Annotated in this window: 10 protein-coding genes and 2 pseudogenes; 5 read left to right on the top strand and 7 right to left on the bottom strand. The window is 61.3% G+C overall.

What is annotated here, in order from left to right; all coding sequences use genetic code 11:
* Positions 1-9 precede the first annotated feature (9 nt).
* From BLW24_RS08300 to BLW24_RS08290, 3 genes are all read right to left on the bottom strand, one after another.
* Positions 10-528, bottom strand: a complete 519-nt coding sequence (locus BLW24_RS08300; RefSeq protein WP_090379049.1) for an Hcp family type VI secretion system effector — start codon at positions 526-528, stop codon at positions 10-12.
* A 302-nt stretch (positions 529-830) separates the two neighbouring features.
* The gene (locus BLW24_RS08295; RefSeq protein ID WP_090387667.1) at positions 831-3,389 is read right to left on the bottom strand and encodes a TRAP transporter permease; all 2,559 of its coding nucleotides are present in this window, start codon (positions 3,387-3,389) and stop codon (positions 831-833) included.
* 109 nt (positions 3,390-3,498) lie between these two features.
* Positions 3,499-4,467, bottom strand: a complete 969-nt coding sequence (locus BLW24_RS08290) for a TAXI family TRAP transporter solute-binding subunit (protein ID WP_090379046.1) — start codon at positions 4,465-4,467, stop codon at positions 3,499-3,501.
* 182 nt (positions 4,468-4,649) lie between these two features.
* Between BLW24_RS08290 and BLW24_RS08285 the strand changes: the two genes are divergently transcribed.
* From BLW24_RS08285 to BLW24_RS08280, 3 genes are read left to right on the top strand one after another with little or no spacing between them, the layout of a single operon-like run.
* On the top strand, positions 4,650-5,426 hold the full coding sequence (locus tag BLW24_RS08285) for an AraC family transcriptional regulator (protein WP_244161116.1): 777 nt from the start codon (positions 4,650-4,652) through the stop codon (positions 5,424-5,426).
* Positions 5,351-5,533 carry a helix-turn-helix transcriptional regulator gene (locus BLW24_RS26435; RefSeq protein WP_244161115.1) on the top strand — a complete coding sequence of 61 codons (183 nt, stop codon included), beginning with the start codon at positions 5,351-5,353 and terminating at the stop codon, positions 5,531-5,533. The genes BLW24_RS08285 and BLW24_RS26435 overlap by 76 nt, the downstream gene beginning before the upstream one ends.
* A gap of 54 nt (positions 5,534-5,587) precedes the next feature.
* On the top strand, positions 5,588-6,568 hold the full coding sequence (locus BLW24_RS08280; RefSeq protein ID WP_090375425.1) for an IS5 family transposase: 981 nt from the start codon (positions 5,588-5,590) through the stop codon (positions 6,566-6,568).
* A 134-nt stretch (positions 6,569-6,702) separates the two neighbouring features.
* Here BLW24_RS08280 and BLW24_RS08275 read toward each other — a convergent pair.
* From BLW24_RS08275 to BLW24_RS08260, 4 genes and pseudogenes are all read right to left on the bottom strand, one after another.
* A pseudogene (locus BLW24_RS08275) lies at positions 6,703-7,371 on the bottom strand (IS110 family RNA-guided transposase); the annotation flags it as partial.
* A gap of 42 nt (positions 7,372-7,413) precedes the next feature.
* Positions 7,414-8,970, bottom strand: coding sequence for an IS66 family transposase (gene tnpC / locus BLW24_RS08270; protein WP_090375563.1), 1,557 nt, complete (start codon positions 8,968-8,970; stop codon positions 7,414-7,416).
* A gap of 18 nt (positions 8,971-8,988) precedes the next feature.
* Positions 8,989-9,384 (bottom strand): IS66 family insertion sequence element accessory protein TnpB, encoded by a 396-nt coding sequence (tnpB, locus tag BLW24_RS08265; protein ID WP_244161054.1) that lies wholly within the window; start codon positions 9,382-9,384, stop codon positions 8,989-8,991.
* A gap of 47 nt (positions 9,385-9,431) precedes the next feature.
* Positions 9,432-9,980: pseudogene (locus tag BLW24_RS08260) on the bottom strand (NAD-dependent epimerase/dehydratase family protein); the annotation flags it as partial.
* A 205-nt stretch (positions 9,981-10,185) separates the two neighbouring features.
* On the opposite strand from BLW24_RS08260, the gene BLW24_RS08255 reads away from it, so the two are divergent.
* A complete protein-coding gene (locus BLW24_RS08255; RefSeq protein ID WP_090379037.1) occupies positions 10,186-10,533 on the top strand; it encodes a VOC family protein in 348 nt (115 codons plus the stop codon).
* Positions 10,534-10,544: 11 nt separating this feature from the next.
* Complete coding sequence (locus tag BLW24_RS08250) at positions 10,545-11,558, top strand: DUF5924 family protein (RefSeq protein WP_244161114.1); 1,014 nt, start codon at positions 10,545-10,547, stop codon at positions 11,556-11,558.
* Positions 11,559-11,574 lie beyond the last annotated feature (16 nt).

The raw sequence follows: 11,574 nt of genomic DNA, 5'->3' as shown, positions 1-11,574 counted from the left end.
AGCCAATGCTTAGGCGGAGATCGGGGTACGCCAGTCGTCGGAGCCGGAAGTGCCGGAGACTTCGTGGGTCCAGACGATTTTGCGGTAGGTGAAGTACACGTCTTCGAGGTGGGTGAAGTGAGACATGTTCGGATCCTGGCAGTTCGGCATACGCGACTGCACGTCAACGATCACGGCATCTTCCAGCTCGATGGTGAAGTAGTGCTCTTGAGTACCGGTGGAGGAAGTGCGGTACCACTCCAGACGGCACTTGTTCAGACGCTCACCGGAGGTCAGGGAATTGAAGATCAGCGGCGAGGACTTGTCGAAAACTTTGGTGATCATCAGCGGCTTGTGTACGCGCTGGCCAGTCGGCTGACCGGACTGCGGATCACGCGGGATGATGACCTGGTGGTTGAAGGCTTGAACCAGGATCTGGTGTTCATGACCTTCCTGGAAGATGTTACCGACGGAGTCTTCGGTGAAGGTGCCGGCAGTGATCAGGCCTTGTTTGGTGCCTTCGAGGGACAGATACGCGGGTGTTGGCATGAGTGCTTTCCTTGCCTTGGGTCATGGATCTGCAGTGATCCGGGAGCCTTCCCTGTAGCGACAAGCATGCCAATTAAATAAAAACCTTATAAATCAATGTCTTGTGATCATTTAAAGCGAGAACTCAAACCCACTGTGCGCCAGATCACTAAAAGCTGAGCAACTTGCTGCGCAGGACTGCGCAGGTTTCTGCGCAGCACGCTCAAAGCCAATGGCTACAAGGCCTACAGCCTGATCCCCAGAGACTTATCAACAGCCCGCTGCGCAACAAGCTGCGCAGCGGGTGGGGCGTCAGGCTCAACTCAAGCCGTACCGTTGGCCCGCCGGCGACGCTGCAACCAGACCACCAGGGCGAACAGCAGGAAGCCCGGAATCCACATCAGCTCCTTGGTCCAGCGATCCGTTGGCGCGCGGACCTTGAGGATTTCCTGATCGAACTCCAGGCCCGCTTCGGCCGCCGGGCTGCCGAAGGTGACGCTGTCGACCAGTACCTTGCCGCCCTCTTCATACGTCAGCAGGTCGAGTTTCTCCAGACGTTCTTCACCCGTGGCACCTTCCGGCACAGGCAGCAGCAGGCTGAATTCCCGGGCGTCACCGACCGCATCCTCACCTTTGATGCGCAGGCGCAGCTGGCTACCATCGGCCACATCACTCAGAGCCTGGGCCAGTTGTGCCGGCGGGATGTCGCGGTAAGGGTCATGCACGATGTCCATCCAGAAACCCGGACGGAACAGGGTGAAGGCCACCAACAGCAGCAGCACGTTCTCGTACCAGCGACTGCGCACCAGGAAATAGCCCTGGCTGCCAGCAGCGAAGATCAGCATGGCGACAGTGGCGATGATAAAGATCAGCACGCCGTGCCAGAAATCCACGTCGATCAGCAGCAGGTCAGTGTTGAAGATAAACAGGAACGGCAACACCGCCGTACGCAGGCTGTAGTAGAAGGCCTGAATCCCAGTCTTGATCGGGTCGCCCTTGGACACCGCTGCAGCGGCGAACGAAGCCAGACCCACCGGCGGCGTCACATCGGCCATGATGCCGAAGTAGAAAACGAACAGGTGTACCGCGATCAGCGGCACGATCAAGCCGTTCTGCTGGCCGAGGGTGACGATCACCGGCACCAACAGGCTGGACACCACAATGTAGTTGGCAGTGGTCGGCAGGCCCATGCCCAGCACCAGGCTGAAGATCGCCGTGAGTACCAGCATCAGCAGCAGATTGCCCATCGACAGCAGTTCGACCAGATCGGCCAGCACCAGGCCAACCCCGGTTTGCGACACCGCGCCAACAATGATGCCCGCCGCCGCTGTGGCAATGCCAATGCCGATCATATTGCGCGCGCCGGCGATCAGGCCTTCACGCAGATCGATCACGCCGTCCATGAAAGTGCCGTGGTCATGGCTGCCGTCGTGGCGCATCCAACTCAGCAGCGGGCGCTGAGTCAGCAGGATGATCACCAGCATCACGCTGCCCCAGAAGGCTGACAGGCCAGGGGACAGACGCTCGATCATCAGGCACCAGACCAGCACCACCACCGGCAGCAGAAAGTGCAGGCCGGAAAGCAGTACGGCGCGGGTTTGCGGCAGTTCGTCGAGCGGCGCATCCGGGTCTTCGGCCGGCAATACCGGCACGCTGGCAGCGATTTTCAGCAGCGCCAGATAGACCAGCGCCAGCAGCGCGCCGATGCCTGGCAGGGCGTATTCACCCAGTGCCGGTTTGAGCCAGCCAAGGCCGTAATACACCGCCAGCGACAGGCCGCTGATCAGCGCCGCACCAAAGGCGAAACCAGTCAGGCGGCGCAGCCAGGGCTTGGGCTGATGCCCGCCCACTGGCTGCAGGCCGAGCTTGAGGGATTCCAGATGGACGATATACAGCAGGGCGATATAGGAGATCGCTGCCGGCAGGAAGGCGTGCTTGATGATCTCGACATAGGGCATACCGATGTACTCGACCATCAGAAAGGCCGCCGCACCCATTACTGGCGGCATGATCTGGCCATTCACCGACGACGCCACTTCCACCGCGCCGGCCTTCTCGGCCGAGAAGCCAGTGCGCTTCATCATCGGAATGGTGAAGGTGCCGGTGGTCACTACGTTGGCAATCGAGGAGCCGGAGATCAACCCGGTCAACCCCGACGCCACCACGGCCGCCTTGGCCGGGCCGCCGCGGAAGTGGCCAAGCATGCTGAAGGCCAGCTGAATAAAGTAATGCCCCGCGCCGGCGCGCTCGAGCAAGGCGCCAAACAGCACAAAGAGAAATACGAAGCTGGTGGATACGCCGAGGGCGATGCCGAACACCCCTTCGGTAGTGATCCACTGGTGGTTGGCCATCGCATTGAAGCTGACCCCACGGTGCGCCAGCATCCCTGGCATATAGGGCCCGGCCAGGCTGTAGACGAGGAACAGCAAGGCGATGATTGCCAACGGCGGGCCGAGTACGCGGCGGGTGGCCTCCAGCAGCAGCGGGATGCCGATACAGGCGGTGAGCATGTCCGCGGTGGTCAGGCTACCGGGGCGCAAGGCCAGCTGCTGGTAGAAGATAAACAGGTAGGCGGCGCTGGCGGCAGCGACCAGGCCCAGATCGATATCCAGCAGCGGCACGCGGTCACGCGGCGACTTGCGAAATGCCGGGTAGGCGAGAAACGCCAGCAACAGGGCAAACGCTAGGTGGATCGAGCGGGTTTCGGTGTCGTTGAACACGCCAATGCCGAACACGAACGGCAGCGGCGAGGCGATCCACAGCTGAAACAGCGACCAGAGCAGAGCCAGGCCGGTAATCACCTGGGCCATGGCGCCGACGGGCAGACGCGCGCCGACATCCTGAGCGATCAGTTCTTCGGTGGACAGTTGCTTGTCATGCATGGGTTGAACCTGCATTCGAGAGTACGGAAACGGCAAAACCCGCAGCCTTGCAGCTGCGGGTTTGCTTATCTAGAGACACTAGCCCGTTGGGACGGGCAGCGTGGGCCGCTTACAGCCAGCCGCGCTCTTTGTAATAGCGCACTGCGCCTTCGTGCAGCGGAGCGCTGAGCCCGACTTTGATCATGTCTTCTTCTTTCAGGTCGGCAAATGCAGGGTGCAGACGCTTGAAGCGATCGATGTTGTCGAATACCGATTTAACCAGCTGGTAGACCACGTCCGGGCTGGCCTTGGCCGAGGTGGAAAGCACCGCTTTGCCGCCAATCGACGGGGTTGGCGCATCGTTGCCCTTGTACACGCCACCTGGGATATCAGCCTTGGTGTAGTAGCTCTTCTCAGCCAGCAGCTTGTCGATTTCCGCACCGGTCACCGGTACCAGTACCGCGTCAGTGGTGGTGGCTTCCTGGATGGCACCGTTAGGGTGGCCAACGAAGTAGGTCATTGCATCGATATTGTTGTCGCCCAGAGCAGAAGCCTGCTCGGCCGGCTTCAATTCGGCCGCCAGGGAGAACGCTGAACGGTCCCAGCCTTTGACCTGCATGATCTCTTCCAGGGTGTCACGCTGACCGGAACCTGGGTTGCCGATATTGACGCGCTTGCCTTTGAGGTCATCGAAGCTGGCGATCTTGGCATCACGGCGGGCGAGGATGGTGAACACCTCACTCTGCAGCGAGAACACCGCACGGATGTCCTTCATGGCGCCTTCTTTCTCGAACGGCGCGACGCCCTTCATGGCCTTGAACTGGTGGTCCGACTGCATGATGCCGAAATTGAATTCGCCACTGCGGATGCCGTTGACGTTGGCCACACCGCCGCCGCTGGCTGGGGCGTTGCACTTGATGCCATGCTCAGCAGCACCGCGATTGAGGAAGCGGCAAATCGATTGACCGGCAACGTAATAAACGCCGGTCTGACCACCGGTGCCGATGGTGACGAATTGCTCTTCGGCCTGTACGGCGCTGCTCAGGGTAATACCTGCGAGTGCAGCCGACAGGGCCCATGCCAGGGATTTACCTTTCATGGGAGTTCTCCTTTTCTGTTTATTTTTGAACCGTTCGCACCTTTTGAGTGCGCCCGGAAGGACAAGAGTCTAACTGCTCAGCCACAGGTTGCACGGAGTAATCCCGGCTGCACCAGTAACCAAGTGTTGAGCTAGACGTCTTAACGCTACCGCCAAGCCACAGCTTTGGGCAGAATCAGGCTATGCCCAAGCACACACTCGATTCGCAACACACCTCGGTCAGCGCCAGCATCACCCTCGCAGTGCTGCATGCCGCCAGCCGCCTGGGCGTTGATCGTGCCCACTTGATGAGCGCCTGCGAGCTGCACGGCAGCCAGCTTAGCGACCCCGATGCACGCGTGCCCTTCGCCACGCAGGAACACCTGTGGCAACACCTCAGCCGCATCGAGCATGCCGAACCCGGCCTGGCCCTGGGTTGCAACCTCGCCCCTGGCCCGTTCAGCGTGCTCGGCTACCTGTTGCAGAGTAGCCCGACCCTGGGCGACGCCCTGGCTGCCGGGCTGCGCTATCAGCGTCTGGGCGGCGAGGGCGGCGAGGTGCAATTGCGCGAACAAGGCGAGGAGCTGCAACTGCTCTATCGCCCCCTGCATCCCGAACTGCCGGCCACCCGCACCCGCGTCCTGGCGCTGATGGCCTGTTGGGTGCAGATGCTGCATCCGCTGCTGGATAACTGGCAGCTGCTGCGTGCGCAGTTTGTTCACCCAGAGCCGCCGACACTGGGCAGTTACACCAAGACCTTTGCCTGCCCGCTGCAGTTTGCCGCCAGTGATTACGGCATCGTCCTGCCGCGCAGCCTGGCCAGTGCGCCGCTGATCCAGGCCAATCCGCCGCTGCAGAACCTGCTGCGCCAGCGCGCCTGCCCAGCGAAGGGCTCAGCGCCCGCGTGGTGGCCTTACTGGGTGAGCAGCTGGCACGTGGCGAGCCGGACCGCAGTGAACTGGCGCGGCACCTGCACCTGAGCGAACGCACCCTGCAACGACGCCTGGCCGATGAAGGCTGCAACTACCAACAACTGCTTAACGACACCCGCCAGCAACTGGCCGAACAACACCTAAGGAAACTCTGAATAAGACTTCCTGATTTTGGCAAAATGCCCGGACGCCACCCGCCGAGTTTTCCGATGAAGCAAATGACCTTCGCCGATGCCGAGTACGCCGGCAAACGCAAGCAGACCCGCAAAGAGTTGTTCCTGATCGAGATGGATCGGGTGGTGCCGTGGAAGGGTTTGATCGCACTGATCGAACCGTATTACCCCAAGGGTGAAGGCGGTCGGCCGGCCTATCCGCTGATGGCGATGCTACGTGTGCACCTGATGCAGAACTGGTTCGGCTACAGCGACCCGGCGATGGAAGAAGCGCTGTACGAGACCACTATCCTGCGGCAGTTCGCCGGGCTGAGTCTGGAACGTATCCCCGACGAAACCACCATCCTCAACTTCCGTCGTCTGCTGGAGAAACATGAGTTGGCTGCCGGCATCCTGGCCGTCATCAATGGCTATCTTGGCGACCGTGGCCTGTCGTTGCGCCAAGGCACCATCGTCGATGCCACGCTGATCAATGCGCCGAGTTCGACCAAGAACAAGGACGGCAAACGCGACCCAGAGATGCACCAGGCCAAGAAGGGCAACCAATACTACTTCGGCATGAAGGCGCACATTGGCGTGGATGACGAGTCGGGGCTGGTACACAGCGTGGTAGGCACGGCGGCCAACGTGGCGGATGTCACTCAGGTCGACAAGTTGCTGCACGGCGAGGAAAACGTGGTGTGCGCCGATGCGGGTTATACCGGCGTCGAAAAGCGCCCCGAACATGATGGGCGCGAGGTGATCTGGCAGGTTGCTGCCCGCCGCAGCACCTATAAGAAGCTGGGTAAGAGCAGCCCGCTGTACAAAGCCAAACGCAAGATCGAGAAGGCCAAGGCCCAGGTGCGCGCCAAGGTTGAGCACCCGTTCCGGGTGATCAAGCGTCAGTTCAGTTATGTAAAGACACGCTTCCGTGGCTTGGCCAAGAACACGGCGCAACTGGTGACGCTGTTCGCGCTGTCGAACCTGTGGATGGCACGCCGACATTTACTGACCAATGCAGGAGAGGTGCGCCTGTAATGCGGGAAATGGCTGCCGCGAGCTACTCGCGGCGGCTAAAAACACAGAAATGAATGGGTAATCTGATCGTTTTTGATCGATTTGCCGCTTTCAAAATCGGCGGGGCTGAAGTCAGCCAGAAATACATGGCTACTTCAGACCATCCTTAGGCTTTGCCAGTTACCACTGAAACGCCGCTCATGGCACCACACGGCCCAGCAAATCCTGACCAACTTGTTGGCCAGGGCTACAGCCGCTTTGTTGTGGCCGATACGGGCTGCCGTCTCGACGGCCCAGCGTTGCAATTGGGTCAGTTTTTCCGGTGAGCGAGCCTGACAGCGCTGTGCTGCCAGCAAGGCCGCTCGCGAGCCGTGGATTAACAAGGTGCGCACATAGACGTTGCCCTGTCGGCTGATGTGACCCAACTTGCGCCGGTCGCCGCTACTGAATTCGCGTGGTGTCAGGCCCAGCCAGGCGCTGAGTTGACGACCACTGGCAAAGCGCTCGGGCTTGCCGACTGCGTTTTTCAGGGCGCTGGCGGTCAGCAGGCCAATACCGCTGACTTCATCGAGTTTGCGCACCACTTCATCGTCGGCGTGCCAGCGTTTGAGTTGCTGCTCACACTCGGCCACGCACTGTTCGTGCAGGTTGATTTCCGCAAGGACGATATGCAGTTGATGGCTCAAGGGGGCGACTTCTGGGCGCTCAACCAACTCGTGGGCCGCACGGATAAACGCGGCGGTGGCGACCGGGGCTTCGATACCCGCTTCGCGCAGGATGCCGCGCAGCAGGTTGATCCGCTGGGTACGGCTTTTCTTCCGTAAGCGCTCCATAGACCCCACCTCCCTCTGGAGAGGTTTTGCGTTTTACAGTGGCGTCGTTGGTTGGCAGTTCCAAGGCAGCAGCGCTTCGTAGGCTTCAACGCTGTTGGCCAGCGGCAGGCGTTCGAGGACATGGCGCAGCCAGGCGTAGGGCTCCTGGCCATTGGTCTTGGCGGTTTCCACCAGGCTGTAGAGTTGGGCGCTGGCGGTCGCGCCTTTCGGCGTGTCGCTGAACAGCCAGTTCTTGCGACCTATGACGAAGGGCCGGATCGCGCGCTCGGCAGCGTTGTTATCGATCGGCAGGTGGCCAGCCTCGATGTAGCGTTCGAGTCGGCTCCAGTTGCTCGCCAGGTAGTTCACTGCTTTGCCCAGGGCATTCTGCGCCGTGACCTGCGGCTGGGTTTTCTCCAGCCAGGTCTTGAGCTGATCGAGGAGCGGTAGGCTGTGCTGCTGGCGGCCCCGGTAGCGCTGTTCATCGCTGGCATCCTTAAGTTCGCGCTCGATGCCGTAGAGCTTGTTGATCATCCCCAACGCGATGTCGGCACGCCCGGTTTTGCCCTTCGGTTGCACCTTTTGCGCTTCGACGAACTTGCGCCGCGCATGCGCCCAGCAGGCCAGGCGCTCAACACCTTGTTGTGCGGCCACGGCGTTGTAGCCGGCGTAATCGTCGGTCATCAGGTAGCCGCGATAACCGTCGAGCAGGCGCAGCGGCACCTCCTGCGCGCGGCTGGTTGTGTAGTCGAAGAGGATCACCGGTTTGCCAGGCGGGCCACCGGTCTGCACCCACATCCAGGAGTGGCTGCTCGGATCGCGCCCAGGCTCCTTGAGCACCTGCACGCGGGTTTCATCGCAGTGGATCACCGGACTGTCCAGCAGCCTGTCGCGCATCAGGTTGAGCAACGGTTGTAGCAGTTCGCCGCACTGGATCACCCAGCGCGCCAGGGTCTGCCGGGGGATGTCGATGCCATGGCGACTGAGCATCTTTTCGAAGCGATACAGTGGGATGCCGTCGGCGTATTTGCTGGTCAGCAGCATCGCCAGCACGCTCGGGCTGGCCAGCCTTTTCTCGATCAGTTGGGCCGGTTTGTCAGCGGTGACCGGCGCGCTTTCGCAGGCCTTGCAGGCATAGGTCTTGCGAATGTGGCGGATCACCTGAACCTGCATCGGGATGATTTCCAGCTGCTCGCTGGTTTCTTCGCCGATGGCCTGCTTGCGGCAACCGCATTCGCAGGTCAGTTCGTGTTCGGGCAGTTCGTGGATGACCTCGACACGCGGTAGTTCGGCCGGTAACGGCTTGCGCTTGCCGCGGCGCTTGGTCGGCGCAACGACTTCTTCCTCGACCTCAGCGGCCGGAGCTTCAGCCGCCGCTTCGGCCAGGCTTTCCGCTTCGTTGAACATCTCTAGCTGCGGTGAATCCGGGTCGCTGCTCTGCTCGGATTTACGGCCGAACAGGCGCTGGATCAACAGCGCGTTTTGTTCGCGCAGGCGCTCGATCTGCCCATCCTTGTCCTTGGCCAATTCCTGCGCCGACGACAACACCTCAGCGAGCAATTGCTTGAGCGCGGCGGGGTCATCAGGAAGGGTTTCGGGCACAGAAATCATGCCGTGGATTATACCGGCTCAGGTGACGAACCTAGGGGTCAAAACCTGGTGCGGCCGGTTGCGCCACAGGTCGATACCGTCCAACAACCAGTTCAACTCCTGGGCCGTCAGCACGATCGCATCTTCGCCAGGTTCCGGATGCGACTTGAAGCGTTCAGCCTCCAATCGCTTGAGCCACAGGCAAAAGCCGTTGCGCTCCCAATACAAAATCTTCACCCGGCTGCGCGCGCGGTTGAGGAAGACGAACAGCACCGGGTCGAACACCGCCACCTTGATATCCAGCTCGACCAGGGCGGCCAGGCCATCGATGGATTTTCGGAAATCCACCGGCTTGGGGTATAGATAGACTTTTTCGACTTTGGCGTCGGGGCGCATCATGACGGCTGGCTCCAGAAAGAAATTGGAGCTCAGCATTGGCTGGCCTGCGGATCATTTGTAGATGAGGTTTATGGAGCGCTTACGTTGTTCACCTGTTTGCCGAGGATGGTGCCGGGGCGCAGCACCATCTGCTTGAGGTGCGGATGCTGCACCCGCGCTTCAGCCAGCAGCACCTCCACTTCACGTTTGTGCTTGGCGTAGGCGAACTGCGCATGGCCGCGCAGCGGCTGGTCTTCATCCAGCCACTCGGCATTCTGCGGGTCATAGCCATAGGCAGCGCCGGAACTGGTGACGATCAGGTGTTCGACGCCATGGGCCGCAGCCGCCTGGATCAGCGCCTGGGTGCCGCCGACATCGATGGCATGCAGCTGTGCCTCGCTCATGCCTGGTGGCGGAGTGACTACCGAGGCCAGGTGAACAATCGCCTGTGGCTGCCAGGTCGCGACGCAATCCTCCACGGCGGCCGGCTGGCTGATATCGAGCAGCACCGGTTCGATATTCAGCTTCATCCCTGCACGGTTCTGCGGGCGGATATCGGCGGCAATCAGCAGCCACTGCGGGTGCTGAACGGCCAGTTGGTTAAGCAGCTGCTGGCCGATATAGCCGGCTGCCCCCGTGATCAAGACGCGCATTTAACTCTCCATAACGCAGCGCGGTCCCATGGTGCGGGCGCTGCGTTTTCATCGACTGTGTTTACCCATTGCAGGCTATCCAGCGCGTTGCGGGGAGACAGTGGCGAGGCTGGCCAAACAGCGTGGCCAAAGGCGACAGATGCCTGTGCCCTGGCCGGCTGGGCGCGCTATGCTCTGCGCCCCGCCATTCCCCAGGTATGCCGCCATGAGCCAAGCCGAACAGAATCTGCGTATCGACTACATCGAGTTCGCCGCCGTCGACCTGCCGCTGCTCAAGCAGTTCTATGAACAGGTTTTCGGTTGGCGCTTTACCGACTATGGCCCGCACTACAGCAGCTTTACCGACGGACGCATGACGGGCGGCTTTACCACCGACAGCGCCGCCGGTGTTGGGCCACTGGTGGTGATCTACGCCTCGGACCTGGAAGGCGTGTGCGCCCAGGTGGCCGCCGCCGGTGGGCAGATCACCCAGGCGATCTTCAGTTTTCCCGGCGGGCGACGTTTCGAGTTTCGCGATCCCAGTGGCAATCGCCTGGCCGTGTGGTCGGAGTAAGCGGACGCCCCGTGCACGCCGTGAAACAACAGCTGTTCAAACTGATCACGCTGATTCAGCGCAATCCCGGGATGGTAGCGATCTTCGGCTTTGCCTCGGGGCTGGCGAGCTTTCTGCTGGTCGAGCGCCAGGCCGAGCTGGCGCGAGTACTGGCGCTGGTGATGCTGGTCAGCTTGTTGTGGCTGATTCTGGAAAACATCCTGCGCGAGCGCATCGCCCGCTGGTTCGGCTTCGAGCTGCCGCCGCCGCTGCTGCGCTATGCCACGCAGATGATCCACCAGGAGAGCCTGTTCTTCGTTCTGCCGTTCTTCTTTATCACCACCACCTGGAACAGCGGCCAATTGCTGTTCAGCGGCCTGCTGGCTTGCGCGGCGCTGATCTCGATCATTGACCCGCTGTACTACAAGTGGTTGGCGCCCAAGCGCTGGCTGTTTCTCGCCTATCACACCCTGGCGCTGTTCGCGGTGCTGCTCACCGCGCTGCCGATCATCTTCAAACTGACCACGCCACAGAGTTATCAACTGGCGCTGGCGGCGGCTGTGCTGCTGTCGTTTCCCTCGCTGTTCACGATCATCACCGTACAACGCTGGTGGCGTGGCCTGCTGCTGGTCGGCCTGACTCTAGCGATTGGTGCAACCGGCTGGCTGGCGCGCACCTGGGTGCCACCGGCCACCCTGTGGCTGACCGAGGTGGCGGTTACCAGTGAGTTCGATAACCAGAACCGCGCTCCGGGCGAAAGCATCAAGGAATTGAGCGTGGCGCAACTGCGCAGCCAGGGCCTGTTCGCCTACACCGCGATCAGTGCACCGCGCGGGCTGAACGAGCGGATTTATCACGTCTGGCGCCGCGATGGCGGTGAAGTCGAACGCATCGCCCTGGATATCCACGGCGGGCGCAAGGAAGGCTACCGCGCCTGGACCCACAAACAGAACTTCCCCGCCGACGCCGTCGGCCGCTGGCAGGTGCAGGTGCTGACCGAAGCCGGGCAGATGATTGGGGTGCTGCGGTTTAAGGTGGTGGAGTAGCCGGTAGGTTGGTGTT

It is taken from the genome of Pseudomonas anguilliseptica (assembly GCF_900105355.1).
In the GTDB taxonomy this organism is placed as follows: Bacteria; Pseudomonadota; Gammaproteobacteria; order Pseudomonadales; family Pseudomonadaceae; genus Aquipseudomonas; species Aquipseudomonas anguilliseptica.
This window is presented reverse-complemented; position numbering and strand designations above follow the sequence as displayed.